Here is a 15,245-nt window from a genome sequence, read left to right on the forward strand (position 1 = left end):
AGTTGGGGCGCTCGTGGGGGGGGGGCGCGCGCGGGGGGGGGGGGGGGCGGGGGGGGGGGGGGGGGGGGGGGGGGGGGTGCGGCGGGGGGGGGGGGGGGGGGGGGGGGGGGGGGCCCGCCCCCCCCCCCCCCCACTCGGCTGCCCCTTTCGCCGCGTAGCCGCCAACCACCACCACTCACACGAGGTACACGTCCGCAACAGAGCCGTCATCCCGCATCACGCGCAGGTGACCGGCCGGCGCAATACGGTGCACCACCACGGCAAACCGACCGCCGTCGGCGTGCTCGGCGGTCACCCGCAGCGCCTCCCGCACCATCCGCTCGGCGTCACTGGTCATGCCGACCACCGCCCGGAGTTCCGACGGGGCATGGCCGACCGGGCACCGTACCGGCGGGAGCCGTCGATCGTCGCCGCGCCCACCGCGAGCGTCACCAGCTCCCGGGGCGACCGGTCCACCACCACCGGCGGCGGCATGGGCACCGGTGCCGGCGGCGTAGCCGGCGGGTCGACCGGTGCCGAGTCGTCGGGGTTCAGGAACCACTTCCGTCGCGTGCTGTTCATCGCCCACCTCACGTCAGGGGGTGCGGGGACGTGGTACGAGCAAGCCGGCCGACCACGTCCCCGCACGATCGGGGTGGGCACGGCGACCCCGCACGACCTGGAACTGAAAGGTCGTCGCGCCCTCCAGCAGCGTCGCCCCTGGTCAGCGCGAGCGATAGCTGATCAGCGCCCGCCATCTCACCCGATCCGTCCGCAGACGACGTTAAGCTCCGGCGATGAGCGACTACCTCCAGGTGGCCACGGCGACCGAAACGCGTGCCGCCGCCATCGACCTCGCACAGTCCGCCGTGGCGGCACGGCTGGCCGGCAACGCCCAGGTGATCGGTCCAGTCGTCAGCGTGTTCTGGCACCTCGGCGAGCAGGGCACCGGGGAGGAGTGGCGGCTGCTGCTCTACACCACGGCCGACCGATACGACGCCCTGGAAGCACACCTGCTGGCCCGCCACCCCTGGAGCAACCCGCAGGTCATCGCCACCCCGATCGTCGCTGGGTCTACCGAGTGCCTGGCTTGGCTTCGGCAATCAGTCGGCGCTGCTGGACCCACTCCGTAGCTACGGCGCGCAGGTCGCCGACGCACGGCAGTGCCGCGTAGGGAGCGAGGCGGCCGAGGAACAGGTCGAGCCGTTTCGTTGGCCGGACTGACCCGACACCGAACGAGAGGCTCATGGCGCGACCGGCGGTGACGCACGCCTGCTCCGGTTCGTTGGCGTCGAGGTACGCCTCCGCGAGCCACGTCAGGTAGAGCGCCTTGTCGCGAGCGTGGGTGTCGTCGTACAAGGATGGATCAGTGGTGCGGGCCACCGGTGCCTCCCGGTAGAGGACTGGGCGGCGGCAAGCCGGGCCTCTACCCTCGACCGGCCGCCACTTCGGACGGTACACGGAAGCTAACGATCGAGAGAACCCGTACGCGTGTCACGGCACGATCCGGGACCAGTGGGCGGCAGCCCCGGTCGGGAGCCCGCGTGCTCCGGCAACCCGCCACCCCACCGAAGTTCGGCAACAACCCGTGACATCTCGTCACAGGTTCGTCACGGATCCTACGGAGCACGCTAATTCCTACTAAAGCGATATGTGTTGTAGGTCTCTTCCTGGAGCGACATCGATCGACTATCGTCACTGCAACACGGGCCACACGACAGCCCCCGCCACACTCACCACAACCACCCTGACCTGTGGTCATGTACCTCCGGCAGCCAGCCTGACCGGCGCCACCCAGAGAGCCGACACGCCAACTGGCCGTCGGGTCGGCGAACATCGGACCGTCGCGGATGATCTAGAACGTCCCTACGATGGGCGGCGCAGAACGGGTGAGCGCCACAAGCGCCCACCCGTCACGTCGGTTTCGTCCGGAGGTTGTCGTGCTCGTGCAGCATCGCCGAACCAGCCCCCGCAGCTAGCCGGCACCTGCGCTCCACGACCTTCGAAGAGGAACAGTGTCCGTCGACGCCCCACTCACCCCGCCCGACCTCGCGGTAACGCGGACGGTCCGGCACCCGCTCCGCCGCCTGCTGGGCGACCGCTGGGCAATGGCCGGTGCCGTGACGGCCCTGTTCTTCCTGGTGGTAGCCGTCGCGGCACCGCTACTCTGCGCCATCGAGGGGCAGGACCCCTTCACCTACGACCTCTCGGCGGTCTCCGATTCCGGCGCACCGATCGGCGTCGGTGGTGGGATCAGCGCCGAGCACTGGTTCGGCGTGGAGCCGATGACCGGACGGGACCTCTTCGCCATCGTGGTGTACGGCGCCCGTACGTCCTTCCTGGTCGGAATCGGCGCGACCGTACTGTCGGTGCTGATCGGGGTCGTCTCCGGTGTCACCGCCGGCTTCTTCGGTGGCTGGTACGACCGGGTGCTGAGCCGGATCATCGACGTACTGCTCGGTTTCCCCTGGCTGATCTTCGTCATCGCGCTCGGCGCGATCGCACCGGCCAGCTTCCCCAAGCAACTCCTCGTCATCCTGGTCATCGGGCTCTTCGGCTGGCCGTCGATCGCCCGGGTCGTACGTGGCCAGACGATGGCCCTGAAACGACGCACCTTCGTCGTCGCCGCCACCGCGCTCGGCGCACCCCCGGGACACCTCCTCAGACGTCAACTGCTGCCGAACCTGTGGTCCACGGTCATCGTCTACACCACGATGATGATCCCCGGGATGATCGGCGCGGAGGCGGCGCTCTCCTTCCTCGGGGTTGGGGTGCCGCCACCGACGCCGGCGTGGGGACGTTCGATCGGCGACGCCATCTCCTGGGTGCAGACCGACCCGATGTTCCTGGTCTTCCCGGGCATGGCCCTCTTCCTCACCACGCTCGCCTTCAACCTGCTCGGCGACGGGCTGCGCGACGCACTGGACCCACGCACCCGAGGGGTACGGCGATGAAAACCCTGCGACACGTCGCCCTACGGTTGCTCGGCATGGTCGGCACCCTGCTGGTCATCAGCGTGCTGACGTACGCGGTCTTCTACCTGCTGCCTGCGGACCCCGCCCAACTCTCCTGCGGCAAGCCCTGCACCCCGCAGCGGCTCGCCGACGCGAGCGCCTTCATGGGGTACGACAAGCCCTGGTTGCAGCAGTATCTCGACTTCCTCGGCGGAATCTTCGCGGGCCGCCACTTCGGCTCCGGGGCCGCCGCCGTGGAGTGCGCCGCGCCCTGCTTCGGCTACTCGTTCCGGCTCAACGCCTCGGTCACCGACCTGATCGTGGAGCGGGCGCCCGTCACCTTCTCCATCGCTGTCGGCGCGGCGCTGCTCTGGCTGGTCATCGGTGTGGCGGCCGGAGTGTTCGCCGCCGTCCGGCGCGGAACGATGATCGATCGGGCGGCGATGTCCCTCGCCACCATCGGTGTCTCCACGCCGAGCTACCTGGCCGCGCTGCTGGGCATCCTGCTCTTCGGCTTCACGCTCAACATGGTGCCGGTCGGCGGGTACGTGCCACTGACCGAGGACCCGGTGGGCTGGGCCTGGCACCTGGTGCTGCCCTGGTGCGTACTCGCACTGCTCTCGGCGGCGGTCTACGCACGGCTGACCCGGGCGCAGATGCTGGAGGTGCTCAGCGAGGACTACATCCGCACCGCCCGCGCCAAGGGACTGCGGGAGCGTCGGGTGGTCGGCCGGCACGCGCTGCGCAACGTACTCATCCCGGTGGTCACGGTCTTCGGCCTCGACCTCGGCACGCTGCTCGGCGGTGCGGTGATCAGCGAACGGGTGTTCAGCATGCAGGGCCTCGGCGCCCTGCTGCTCGACGCGGTCGGCAACGTCGACCTGCCGCTGATCGTCGGGATCACCCTCTTCTCCGCGTTCCTGGTGATATTCGCCAACTTCCTCGTGGATCTCGTGTACGGGGTTCTCGATCCGAGGGTGACGCGCTGACACGCGCCGGCCCCGACTCGGACGCCGCCCAGGCGGATCCGACAACCACCCGGGGGCGCGTCGCGCCCACCATCGAAAGGAACCCCCTGTGAGAAGATCCCTGGCCCTGGGCGGGGCGACGTTGAGCGTGTTGCTCGCGTTGACGGCCTGCAACGCGAACCCGACGGCGGCACCGAACGCCGGCGGGTCGACCACCGGCACCGCGAAGGGCGGCACGCTGACCATCCTCAGCGCGGCCACCGACATCAACTTCGACCCGGCGAAGAGCCAGAACCTGGCCATCACCACCCTCGGCCTGGTACTGCGCCGGCTCACCACCTGGGATGTCCAGCCGGGCAAGCCGGCGCAGGTCGTGCCGGACCTCGCCACGGACACCGGTCGCAGCAGCGACAGCGGCAAGACCTGGACCTACACGCTCAAGGACGGGCTCAAGTACGCCGACGGCACGGAGATCACCTCGGCCGACGTGAAGTACGGCATCGAGCGCTCCTTCGCGCCCGAGCTCTCCGGCGGCCTCGGCTACCACAAGAACCTGCTCGACGGCGCCACCGACTACAAGGGGCCGTACGCCGGCGCAGAGCTCGCCTCGGTGCAGACCCCGGACGCCAAGACCATCGTCTTCCACCTCAAGACCGCGTACGGGGACTGGCCCTGGATCGCATCGATGCCGGCGTTCACGCCCGTACCGAAGGCGAAGGACGACCCGAAGCTCTACAACCAGAACCCGCTCGCCTCCGGCCCCTACCAGGTGGAGTCGTACCAGCAGGGCACCTCGGTGAAGCTGAAGCGGAACCCGAACTGGGACCCGGCGACCGACCCGGTGCGCACCGCCGGCCCGGACCAGGTGGTCTTCCAGCTCGGCCAGGACACCACCGTCGCCGCGCAGCGGCTGATCGCCGACGCCGGCGACGACAAGTTCGCCTTCGGCGCCGGCTTCGTCCCGCCTGCCCAGCTCGTCCAGATCGAGCAGAACCCGGCGGCGAAGCAGCGCCTGGTCACCTCCGACCCGGGCGCGCTCTCGTACCTGGCGATCAACACCCGACGTGACGCGCTCAAGGACCTCAAGGTGCGCCAGGCGATCCAGTACGCGGTCGACAAGAGGGCCTACCAGGTCAGCTCGGGCGGTGCGATCGGTGGCGCGCTGGCCAGCACCCTGATCACGCCGGGCATCGCCGGTCGGGTCGAGTACGACCTCTACCCGACCGACCCGTCCGGTGACCCGGCGAAGGCCAAGCAGTTGCTCACCGAGGCCGGTCAGACGAACCTGAACCTGGTCCTGCTCTCCGAGAACGACCAGGTGCACCTCTCCCAGGCGCAGGCGATCCAGCAGGGGTTGCAGCGGGCCGGCATCACCGTCACGATCAAGCCCGCCGACGAGACCACGGTCATCGACGAGATCACCGGCGACCGGGGCGACTACGACCTGACGGTCAGCAGCTGGCAGCCGGACTTCCCGAGCGCGAACGGCAACATCCAGCCGCTCTTCGCGTCGAGCGAGATCGGCGGCGGGGGATCCAACCTGTCCCGCTACTCCCAGCCCGAGGTGGACGCCCTGATCAGCCAGGCCACCGCCGAGACCGATCCGGCCAAGGCGCAGGCGCTGTGGGCGCAGGCGGACAAGCGGATCCTCCAGGACTCCCCGGTGGTTCCGCTGACCTACACGAAGAACTCGTTCCTGCGCGGTTCGAACGTGGAGAACTTCTTCGTCGCGGCCTTCCCCGCGTACCCGAACTACCTGAAGGTATCGCTGAAGCAGGGATGACCGTGTCCGATACGCCGCCGCTGCTGACGGTGGAGAACCTCACCATCTCCTTCGAGGTGGACGGCGTGACGCACGAGGCGACCCGCGACGTGGCTTTCGAGCTGCGTCGCGGGCACGTCCTCGCCCTGGTCGGCGAGTCCGGCTCGGGCAAGAGCGTCACCGCCATGGCAGCCCTGGGGTTGCTGCCGTACAACGCGCGGGTGAGCGGCAGCATCGTCCTCGACGGGGTACGGCTGACCGGAGCCGAGCCGGGGCTGCTGCGGACCGTGCGGGGCGGCCGGATCGGCACCATCTTCCAGGAACCGATGACCGCGCTGAACCCGGTCTTCACCATCGGCGACCAGATCGGGGAGGCGATCCGCGCACACCGGGACCTGGACCGGGCGGCGCTCACCGCGCGGGTCCGGGAACTGCTCGGGCTGGTCGGTCTCGACGACCCGGGCCGGGTGGCCCGGTCCTACCCACACGAACTCTCCGGTGGGCAGTTGCAACGGGCGATGATCGCGATGGCGATCAGTTGCGACCCGGTGCTGCTGATCGCCGACGAGCCCACCACCGCCCTGGACGTGACCGTGCAGGCGGGCATCCTCGACCTGCTCCGCGACCTGCGCGCCCGACTCGACATGTCGATCCTGCTGATCACCCACGACATGGGTGTGGTCGCCGACATCGCCGACGACGTGGTGGTGCTGCGTGCCGGCGAGGTGGTCGAACAGGCCCCGGTGTCCCGACTGTTCGACGCGCCGGAGCACGAGTACACCCGTACCCTGCTGCGCGCCGTACCCCGGCTCGACGAACTGCGGCTTCCCGCAACGGGGGTGCCGTCGCCCCGGGCCACCGTGTCCGAGCAGCCGGCGCGAACTCCCACGCCGGCTGAGAACGCGCCGGCTCCGGTGGTGCTCCTGCGCGAACTCACCGTCGACTATCCCGGTCGGCGGGCCGGCGATCGGGTCCGCGCCGTCGACCAGGTCTCACTGCACATCCACCGGGCGGAGTTGCTCGGCCTGGTCGGTGAGTCCGGCTCCGGCAAGTCGACCATCGGCCGCGCCCTGGCCGGACTCGTGCCGGTGACCTCCGGCACGGTGCTGGTCGCGGGCACCGATATCGGCCAGGCGGCCCGGCACCCGAGACGGCACAGCCGAGCACTGCGCCAGATCCGATCCCGGATCGGGATCGTCTTCCAGGACCCCGCCTCGTCGTTGAATCCCCGCCTGACCGTCGCCGACAGCATCGGCGAGCCGCTGATGCTGCACAGCCAACTGCGTGGGCCGGCACTGCGGCGACGGGTGGACGAACTACTTGAGGCGGTCCAGCTCGGTGCGTCCCGGCGCGACCGCTACCCGTACGAGTTCTCCGGTGGCCAGCGCCAACGGGTGGCGATCGCCCGTGCGATCGCACTGAACCCGGCGATCCTGATCGCCGACGAGCCGACCAGCGCACTGGACGTCTCGGTGCAGGCGCGGATCCTGGAACTGCTTCGGTCACTTCAGCAGCAGTTCGACTTCGCCTGCCTGTTCATCAGCCACGATCTCGCCGTGGTGCGGCAACTCGCCGACCGGGTCGTGGTGATGCACCACGGTCGGGTGGTAGAGCAGGGCGAGACGGGCACGGTGTTGCATTCGCCGACGCATCCGTACACCCAGCGGTTGCTGGCGGCGGCACCGGTCGCCGACCCACGCCAGCAGGCGGCACGACGCGCGGCCTGGCGTCTGGTCAACGCGCCCGCCGCCTGACCGGCTCCGGGTACGCGAACGGCGGGTCTCCCGGGAACAGTCTCCGGAAGACCCGCCCGTAGCTGGCCGAGCATTCGCGACCAAGAGCCACTCGGTTCCGCGCCTCCATGTTCCGGCGACACGGGATGTCGCCCTCCCGCGCGTGCCCGCCGCGATTGTGATGGACGCGTCAATGTTGACGCGTCAACAAGTGGGCTAACCTTGAGGCGTCAAGCGGATGGGGAGCGGAGCATGCGGGACGACGAAGCCACGGCCACGGCAGCCCGGCGGCGGATGACAACCAGGGAGCTGGCGACATGGCGAGCGTTGATCGACACGACAGATGATCTTCGCAAGCTGATGGGAGCACAACTGGCCCGGGACTCGAACCTCTCGCCGGCCGACTACCAGGTGCTGCTCGCTCTGAGCGAGACAGACGGCACGCGGCTGCGGTCATCGGAGCTCGCGGCGAGCATCGACTGGGAACGGAGTCGGCTCTCCCACCACCTGCGTCGGATGGAGCGGCGAGGGCTGGTCCGTCGAGACGAGTGCGCCACGGACAACCGAGGTTCCGAGATCTCGCTCACCGACGACGGGGCACAGATCTTCCGGGCCGCCACCGCACCCCATCTGCGGGCCATCAAACAACACTTCGGCGACGCACTGACGCCCGAGCAGTTCGACGCGCTCGCCGACATCCTGCGGGCGTTGCAGGAACACCTCCACCCGCAGCCGGTCACCGCGCACGCCGGGGAGGAACAAGCATGACCGACGGCACGTCCGCCCCACCTCGGCTCGCGAGGAAGGCGTTCTCGCCGACCAGGTCGGCGTGACGTGGTGCCGTACCCCGAGTCCGGCTCCTTCCCGGCGTGGATCGGCGTCGGCGGCAGCCCCCAGTCGGTCATCCGCGCCGCGCGGTACGGCTACTCCCTGATGCTCGCGATCATCGGCGGATCCCCCACCCGGTTCGCGCCCTTCTCCCAGCTCTTCCACCAGGCATTGGAGCAGCTCGGACAGCCCACCCGACCGATCGGGGTGCACTCCCCCGGACACGTCGCCGCCACCGACGAGCAGGCCCTCGACGAGTTCTGGCCCCGCTATCTGGAGGTCATCCGGAAGGTCAGCAGGACCCGGGGATTCGCCGTACCGACAAAGGAGTCCTTCCGGTACGAGATCGGGCCGCAGGGCGCGCTCTACGTCGGGTCACCGGAGACCGTGGCACGGAAGATCGCCACCAACCTGACCGCTCTGCGTGCCACCCGCTTCGACAGGTCATCCCCCGGGTCCGCGAACTGCTGTCCTGACATCGTCGACCCTGGAAGCTGCTGCCGTACGACGGACTACCGGTCGGCGGGAGTCCGGGGTGGCCCGGTCGGCAGGGCCGTCACGCTGAACCTCCGAAGCAGGTCGGGCAGGATCGTCCGGAGCGCGTCGACGGTTTGTTGCCGGTTGCCGCCAGCGTCGTGCATCAACACGACGGAGCCGGCGCCCACGCGCCCGGTGACGATCGACGCGATACGGCCCGCACCGGGTCGGTTGTAGTCCAGCGAGTCCACGTCCCAGTGCACCGGTGTCATGCCGAGTTCCCACGCGGTCGCCACCGACGTGGCCGTCCACCCGCCGTACGGTTGGCGGTAGTAGGCGATCTCGGCGTCCGGAACCGCGGCCCGAATGGCGGCGTTGGTACGGGTCAGGTCGGCCCGGATGGCTGTTTTCGTCCGGCTGCCCAGGGTCGGGTCGTGGGACCAGGAATGGTTGCAGAGGGTATGGCCGGCGGCGGCGATCGCCCGGACCAGTTCCGGGTACGCCGCAGCCAGCTCACCGACCAGGCAGAAGGTCGCCTTGACCTGGTGACGCTCCAGTTCGGCGAGGACCTTCGGGGTGAATTCCGGGTTCGGGCCGTCATCGAAGGTGAGCGCCACGTCGCGGGAGCCGGTGCTGATCCGGCTGCCGTAGGGGCCACTTCCCTCGGGCGTCGACCGGGCAGGGTCGGCGGCGGGGTCCGGGCCCGGATCGGAGGTCGCGGGGGCGGCCGAGGACGGCGCCGGTGGCGGGGGCTGTGTCGTTCCCGGATCGGCGTCCGACGAAGGTGCGGCGGTGGCGACGCGGGACGCGTCCAGCGAGGTCGGGGCAGCCACCGGGTGGTGCGTTTGCTCAGGCGTACCGACCGCCCGGCCGGTGACGTACACGGCACCCAGGATCGAGCCGACCGCCAACGTCAGGATCATGATCAGGGACAGGCGGGACGGACCGGCCCCGCGGTCTCCGTACCGGCCGGCCGGCGAGCGGCCATCACCCATCGCTGCCATGCCGGCCCCCTCCAGCGCCGTACCTGGCCCTCAGGGTACGTCCGATTTGCCAAAGAAACGGACGGTTCTCGCATTCGCCTGGCCCGACCCCGCACCGGCCGCCGGCCTGGTGCGTCGAGCCCGGCACAGTGCCGGGTACGGGCATCGCGCCCGTACCCGGCACCGGTCGGTCAGAGTTCGCGCACCCGCACGTTGCGGAACTCGATCAGGTCGTTGTTGCCGTGGTTCTGCAACCCGACGTAACCGCTGAGGAACTGCCGCAGGTCGGTGGGCGGGTCACCCTGGCGGGACGACTGCTTGCCCGGCGTGTTGTCGAACTCGCTGATCACCACACCGTTGCGGATCATCGTGTAGTGCTGGCCGACCACGCGGATCTCGTAGTCGTTCCACTGGTTCTTCGGGGTCACCCCGGCCTTGTCCAGGGTGTTCGGCGAGAAGTTGTAGACCGAGCCGGTCTTCTGCGTCTCACCCGTCTCACCGTCGTAGATCTGGATCTCGTGGCCGCAGTAGATCGCGACCCATGCCTGGGAGCTGCGGGCCGAACCCACCGTGCCACAACTGCCGGCCGGACGCTGCTCCAGCGGGATGCGCGGGTCCGGGAAGCGTACGAAGAGACCGCTGTTCGCCCGGAAGCCCTCCGGGGAGATGTCCCGGAACTGCATCTTGATCGAGTAGTCGGCAAGCTCCTGGTCCGCGTACCACAGCATGCCGAGCCCGCCGGAGCTGCGGATCGAACCGTCGGGACGCAGCGAGAACGACCCGCTGGGCGCCTGACGCCAACCCGCGAGCGAGTACGCCGACCCGTCGAAGATCGGCTTGTACCCGGCGGCCAGGCCGATCGGGGACTGCGAACCCGCCCGGCGCAGCTTCGTCACCTCACGGTTGTCGATGATGTGTGCCGCGCTCAGCTCGGCGAGCACATCGTCGAGGTGGCTGACGAACGCACCCTTGTTCGGCCAGGTGCTCTCGTCGTCGATCAGGTCGTTGATCGTGCAGCCACCGCCGGCCTGCCGATTGGCGACCCCGGTGTCGGCGTCGAGCAGCCAGACCGTCGGCCGGGCGTCGGCCGCGGTGCAGCCGGCGTTGACGTCGACCTTCCCGGTGACAACCTCACCGTTGGCGTAGGTCACCTTCACCGTTGCCTGGAAGGTGCCGTACCGCTTGTAGATGTGCGTCGGGTGAGCCTGGGTCGAGGGCTTGCTGCCGTCGCCGAAGTCCCACTCCCACGCCACGCCACCGACCCGGTTCGCCGAGAACGCGACGGTCCGCGGCTGGCTCGGCGTGACCGACCGGGCCGTGGCCAGGCTCGGGTTCGGGGTCGCCTGACCACCCTGGTAGGTGATCCGGATCAGCTTCTGGTTCGCGTGCAGGCTGAAGAAGCCACCGGCGTAGTCGAGCATGTAGAGCGCACCGTCGGGGCCGAACTTCGCGTCCATCCACGACTGGAGCTGGGTGGTGCCGCTACCGCCGGGGATGATGCTGCGCAGATCCTCGGCGAAGGCCGGGGCCCCGGCTTGCGCGACCTTGCTCGGATCGACGGTGACCGCGATCCGGTTGTTGGAGTTGGACTGGTCACCGATGAACCACTTGTTGTCCCAGTACGCCGGCCACGCGACGCCGCTGTTGACGTCGACCTTGGAGCGCTGGTACGTCGGGCCGTCCATGATCGCCTGGCCGCCACCGCTCAGGTACGGCTGGGTGAAGGTGGCCTCCTCCGCCTTGTAGCTCGGCAGGCCACTGCCGTCGGTGCGGGTCGGGAAGACCGGCCCACCACCCTGCGGCGAGTACCAGATCATGTTGTCCCGGGCCGGCGGGATGTTGACCAGACCGGTGTTGCGCGGCGACTCGTTCTTCAGGTTGTCGCAGTCGTACCAGCCGGTCAGGACCGTGGCGTCGGTGCTGCTGCGATCACGGTACGGCTGCCCGTTACCCATGCAGTACGGCCAACCCTGGTTGCCCGCCGACGTGATGATCGTCGCGGTCTCGTACTTCGCCGGGCCCAGCTCCGGGCTCGGCGCACCCGCGTCCGGGCCGACCCACGCGGCGGTGAGCCAGTCGTTCACCGGGTCCCAGGCGATCCGGGCGATGTTGCGCACGCCCATCACGTAGATCTCCGGACGGCTCTTGCCGCCGCCCTCCTCCTGACCGGTGAAGAGGTTGCCCTCGGGGATCGTGTAGGTCCCGTCCGCCTCCGGGTGGATACGGATGATCTTGCCGTTGAGGTCGTTCGTGTTGCCCGAGGTACGGCGGGCGTCCTGGAACGAGGTGCCCTCGTACGCCTGGGTCCAGTTGTTGCCCGAGTAACCGTCCGAACCACCGGAAGAGTTGCTGTCACCGCTACCGATGTAGAGGTTGCCGGACTCGTCGAACGTCATGCCACCGCCCGCGTGGCAGCAGCTGTGGATCTGGGTGTCCCAGTGCAGCAGGTCCTTGCGGGTGTTCTGGTCGATCGTCGCCTGCGCGGCGTTGTACGTGAACCGCGAGACCGTACGCTGACCGATCCGCTTCACCCGGTCGATCGACTCGTGCGGCATCCAGTAGACGTAGAACCACCCGTTCTCCGCGAACTTCGGGTCGAGGGTGATGCCGACCAGGCCCTCCTCGTTCTTCACCAGTTCGCTGCCGCTGCCCCGGTTGCCCATCACCTTCAGCGTGGTGAGGAGCTTGACCTGCTTGGTCTTCGGGTCCCACTGGTGAATCGTGCCGCAGCCCAGACCCACGTTCGGGTTGTTCCAGTCGGCAACCGCCCCGGTCGCGCAGGCGGCCTTGCCGATGTAGAAGACCTTGCCGTCGGGGGCGACGGTCAGGCCGTGCGGCTCGCCGATCTGGTCGAGCTGACCGGACTGGTTCGTGGTGGTCAACCGCTCGACGCGGTAGTTCGACGCGATGGTCGCCTGGCAGTCGCCACGGACCGTACCGGTCGTCCACTGAAGCGCCCCGAGCAGGTGGCTGCGGAACTGCGCGTCCGTGGTGTAGCTGGCCTCGGTGCGGCCCATGCCGGTGTAGAACGACCGCCCGCCGTCGTAGTCACGGCACCACGAGATCGGGTGGAACGCGCCGTTGCCCCCGAGCCCCGCGTTGTAGGTGTTCTCCTTCACCTGGGCGATCGTGTGGACCCGTCCGACCGGGCTCGGATCCCAGTTCATCCACTGGTCCGACCGGGTCCAGTTCAACGGCAGTCCCTTGTTGGCCGGGTGCTGCCGGTCGACCAGGTCCACGACCGCCTGCTGCACCGTGTTCTCCGGTGCCGGCCCGGCGTCGGGCCCGATCAGCCACAGCTCGGCCAACTGGATCAGCGGCTCACCGCTGTTCGCGGTGATGTTGAGCCGGTAGTACTGGTACGCCTGGGTGTTGGTGAACGTGAACTGCCTGGTCTGGAACCGCTGCGAGAAGGTCTCGCCGCTGCGGGTGTCCAGGTTCGTCCAGTTGTTGCCGTCCGCGGACCCCTGCAGGGTCCAGTCCCTCGGGTCACGGCCCTGGAAGTCGTTCGCCGAGGTCAGCGCGTACTGCGCCACCGCCTTCGGCGCGCCGAGCTTCGCGGTCACCCAGCCGGTCCGCGACTGGGTCAACCACTTGGTGCCGGTCGCGCCGTCGATCAGGTTCTGCACGATCTCGTTCGGCGGGTTGTTGCCGCTCGCCGTGACGCTCTCGATCTTCTCCGCGTTCGGCAGACTCGCCGCCGGGCGGGTCCCGATCAGACCGGTGAACCACTCCGAGCCGGGCTGCGCGCGGGCCGCGTCGTGGATGCCGACGAAGCCGCCGCCGCCCTTGACGTACGCCTGGAACGCCGCCTCCTGCGCGTCGTTCAGCGTCACCCCGTTGGCCGACAGGAACACCACGCTGCGGTAGCGGGCCAGGTTGTCCGGGGTGAAGACCGACGGGTCGTCGGAGTCGTGGACGTAGAAGCCGTTCTCGCTACCCAGCTTCCTGATGGTGTTGACGGCCTTGACGACCGGGTCGTCCTGCGAGGCCGCCGGACCGTGGAAGACCAGGACGTTCACCACCTGGTTGCCCCAGGTCGGCGACGCCTGGGCCACGCCCTGGTCCGGGGCGGCCGAGGCGGGCGTGGTCAGCAGGCCGAACACCAGAGCGGCGCTCGACGCCAGCGCGACCGCGCGACGGATCGGTCCGGCGCCCCGGCCACGCGACCGGAGAACACCGGCCGGGGCGGGAGGTGGAGGGTTGGCAGGGTCGGGACGGAGCCGTCCGACCATTCGGGACATCTGGAAATGGCGTTCTTGGGCCATTTCTCCTCCTTGAGAGGGTACGAAAGTCCTTCTGGTGGTGTGCGGGTTCAATGGGGTCAGATCGCCATGACTCAGCGATGGTTGTTGTGGGTGGCCGCCGCGTCGCCGGCCGTCGCCGAGCCGGACCCTGCCGGCGCGGTCGGAACCGGGCCGCCGTGCGGCGGCATCGCCCCGTTCTCGTCGAGCACGTGCAGCATCGTCGACATGCCCTGGTCGGAGTGGAACTGCATGTGGCAGTGCAGCATCCAGTGACCAGGTCCCACCGAGTCACCGGCAAGGACCTGAACGCCGAAGCTGTCACCAGGGCCGAGGGTCCGGTTGTCGATGATCGGGATCGAGTCGATCAGAGCCTTGTTGGCCCCCTCGACCATGCCCGTCCGGGTGTCCGCCCAGGAGTGCCCGTGCAGGTGGAACGTGTGCATGTCGTTACCGATGCCGATGACGATGAACTCGATCCGCTCGCCGATCTTGGCGATCATGCAGGTCGGGCCGGGCTGCGGGTTCGCCTCGTCGCACTTGTCCGCGTCCTGGCTGCGCCGCAGGTTGATCGTCTGGCGGTCACCGAAGGCGGTCACGTAGGTCCGGTCCGGCCGGACGTCCCCCTGCCGGCGCACCACGAGCCCGCCGAACAGTCCCGCGCCGAGACCCTGGGTCCCGTGCGGCCCGCCGACCGTGTGGTCGTGGTACCACCAGTAGCCCGCCGTGCCCTGCGAACCACGACTGTCCCGGGGCTTGGCAAACCAGGTGTACGTACGCGACGCGCCCGGCGGCACGTACGAGCCGCTGTGCACCGTGCCGTCGGACTGCTGGGTGTACTTGATGCCGTGCGCGTGCAACGAGACCCCGAGCGGATGGGTGGGGTCGGTGCGCAACTGCTCCAGGGTGGCCACCGGCACCTGGTTGTGCAGCGTGATCGCGAGGCACTCGCCCTCGATCATTTCCATCGTCGGGCCGGGGTACGACGCCGTCTGCGGCGTCAGCCCGTACCCGAGCCGGATCTGGTTGGTCGCCGGGTCCCGGGGCAGTTCCACCGCGTACAACTGCACCCGCCGGTCGGGTGCGACGCAGCCCTCGGGCCGCTCGGCCGAACGCGCGCCCGAGTCACGGGCGAGCGCCAGCCCACCCGCGCCGCCGATCGTCGCCAGCAGGACCACGACCACCATCAGCGCTCGGCCGGCACTCGATCCGAGGAACCGGGCCGGGGCCGCCGGGCGTTCGCCCGGCGACTCGGTCACCGAGGTCATCGGCCACCTCCCGGAGAGAATCTGTCCATCGTTGACTTGCCCAATGTCG

Annotated in this window: 12 protein-coding genes and 1 pseudogene; 7 read left to right on the forward strand and 6 right to left on the reverse strand. The window is 69.3% G+C overall.

Annotated features, from left to right (window positions below):
- Positions 1–175 precede the first annotated feature (175 nt).
- Complete coding sequence (locus tag ACIBF5_RS28390; protein WP_396815953.1) at positions 176–337, reverse strand: hypothetical protein; 162 nt, start codon at positions 335–337, stop codon at positions 176–178.
- Positions 334–561, reverse strand: a complete 228-nt coding sequence (locus ACIBF5_RS28395; protein WP_396815954.1) for a hypothetical protein — start codon at positions 559–561, stop codon at positions 334–336. Before ACIBF5_RS28395 ends, ACIBF5_RS28390 begins: the two co-directional genes overlap by 4 nt.
- A 215-nt stretch (positions 562–776) precedes the next feature.
- Here ACIBF5_RS28395 and cutA point away from each other — a divergent pair, with 215 nt between their 5' ends.
- Positions 777–1,112: a divalent-cation tolerance protein CutA gene (gene cutA / locus ACIBF5_RS28400; protein WP_396815955.1), complete on the forward strand. Its 336-nt coding sequence runs from the start codon at positions 777–779 to the stop codon at positions 1,110–1,112.
- On the opposite strand, the gene ACIBF5_RS28405 is transcribed toward cutA, so the two are convergent.
- Positions 1,054–1,362, reverse strand: a complete 309-nt coding sequence (locus ACIBF5_RS28405) for a hypothetical protein (RefSeq protein ID WP_396815956.1) — start codon at positions 1,360–1,362, stop codon at positions 1,054–1,056. The two genes, cutA and ACIBF5_RS28405, sit on opposite strands and share 59 nt — an antisense overlap.
- 632 nt (positions 1,363–1,994) lie before the next feature.
- On the opposite strand from ACIBF5_RS28405, the gene ACIBF5_RS28410 reads away from it, so the two are divergent.
- From ACIBF5_RS28410 to ACIBF5_RS28435, 6 genes and pseudogenes are all read left to right on the forward strand, one after another.
- Positions 1,995–2,933 carry an ABC transporter permease gene (locus tag ACIBF5_RS28410; RefSeq protein WP_396815957.1) on the forward strand — a complete coding sequence of 313 codons (939 nt, stop codon included), beginning with the start codon at positions 1,995–1,997 and terminating at the stop codon, positions 2,931–2,933.
- The gene (locus ACIBF5_RS28415; protein WP_396815958.1) at positions 2,930–3,922 is read left to right on the forward strand and encodes an ABC transporter permease; all 993 of its coding nucleotides are present in this window, start codon (positions 2,930–2,932) and stop codon (positions 3,920–3,922) included. Before ACIBF5_RS28410 ends, ACIBF5_RS28415 begins: the two co-directional genes overlap by 4 nt.
- An 88-nt stretch (positions 3,923–4,010) precedes the next feature.
- Positions 4,011–5,684 (forward strand): ABC transporter substrate-binding protein, encoded by a 1,674-nt coding sequence (locus tag ACIBF5_RS28420; protein ID WP_396815959.1) that lies wholly within the window; start codon positions 4,011–4,013, stop codon positions 5,682–5,684.
- Complete coding sequence (locus tag ACIBF5_RS28425; RefSeq protein WP_396815960.1) at positions 5,681–7,417, forward strand: ABC transporter ATP-binding protein; 1,737 nt, start codon at positions 5,681–5,683, stop codon at positions 7,415–7,417. The genes ACIBF5_RS28420 and ACIBF5_RS28425 overlap by 4 nt, the downstream gene beginning before the upstream one ends.
- 231 nt (positions 7,418–7,648) lie before the next feature.
- Positions 7,649–8,164 (forward strand): MarR family winged helix-turn-helix transcriptional regulator, encoded by a 516-nt coding sequence (locus ACIBF5_RS28430; RefSeq protein ID WP_396815961.1) that lies wholly within the window; start codon positions 7,649–7,651, stop codon positions 8,162–8,164.
- A gap of 66 nt (positions 8,165–8,230) precedes the next feature.
- Positions 8,231–8,629: pseudogene (locus tag ACIBF5_RS28435) on the forward strand (LLM class flavin-dependent oxidoreductase); the annotation flags it as partial.
- Between the two features lie 107 nt (positions 8,630–8,736).
- Here the strand turns inward: ACIBF5_RS28435 and ACIBF5_RS28440 are convergent.
- From ACIBF5_RS28440 to ACIBF5_RS28450, 3 genes are all read right to left on the reverse strand, one after another.
- Entirely contained in the window at positions 8,737–9,705 is a 969-nt protein-coding gene (locus ACIBF5_RS28440; protein ID WP_396815962.1) for a polysaccharide deacetylase family protein, read from the reverse strand.
- Between the two features lie 170 nt (positions 9,706–9,875).
- Positions 9,876–13,952 carry a ThuA domain-containing protein gene (locus ACIBF5_RS28445; protein ID WP_396815963.1) on the reverse strand — a complete coding sequence of 1,359 codons (4,077 nt, stop codon included), beginning with the start codon at positions 13,950–13,952 and terminating at the stop codon, positions 9,876–9,878.
- A gap of 71 nt (positions 13,953–14,023) precedes the next feature.
- Entirely contained in the window at positions 14,024–15,196 is a 1,173-nt protein-coding gene (locus ACIBF5_RS28450) for a multicopper oxidase domain-containing protein (RefSeq protein WP_396815964.1), read from the reverse strand.
- Positions 15,197–15,245 lie beyond the last annotated feature (49 nt).

It is taken from the genome of Micromonospora sp. NPDC050417 (assembly GCF_044458865.1).
Lineage (GTDB): Bacteria > Actinomycetota > Actinomycetes > Mycobacteriales > Micromonosporaceae > Micromonospora_G.

Coding starts and splice junctions, on each gene's coding strand:
- ACIBF5_RS28390 (WP_396815953.1), bottom strand. CDS start 337: ATGACCAGTGACGCCGAGCGGATGGTGCGGGAGGCGCTGCGGGTGACC.
- ACIBF5_RS28395 (WP_396815954.1), bottom strand. CDS start 561: ATGAACAGCACGCGACGGAAGTGGTTCCTGAACCCCGACGACTCGGCA.
- cutA (WP_396815955.1), top strand. CDS start 777: ATGAGCGACTACCTCCAGGTGGCCACGGCGACCGAAACGCGTGCCGCC.
- ACIBF5_RS28415 (WP_396815958.1), top strand. CDS start 2,930: ATGAAAACCCTGCGACACGTCGCCCTACGGTTGCTCGGCATGGTCGGC.
- ACIBF5_RS28425 (WP_396815960.1), top strand. CDS start 5,681: ATGACCGTGTCCGATACGCCGCCGCTGCTGACGGTGGAGAACCTCACC.
- ACIBF5_RS28430 (WP_396815961.1), top strand. CDS start 7,649: ATGCGGGACGACGAAGCCACGGCCACGGCAGCCCGGCGGCGGATGACA.
- ACIBF5_RS28440 (WP_396815962.1), bottom strand. CDS start 9,705: ATGGCAGCGATGGGTGATGGCCGCTCGCCGGCCGGCCGGTACGGAGAC.
- ACIBF5_RS28445 (WP_396815963.1), bottom strand. CDS start 13,952: ATGGCCCAAGAACGCCATTTCCAGATGTCCCGAATGGTCGGACGGCTC.
- ACIBF5_RS28450 (WP_396815964.1), bottom strand. CDS start 15,196: ATGACCTCGGTGACCGAGTCGCCGGGCGAACGCCCGGCGGCCCCGGCC.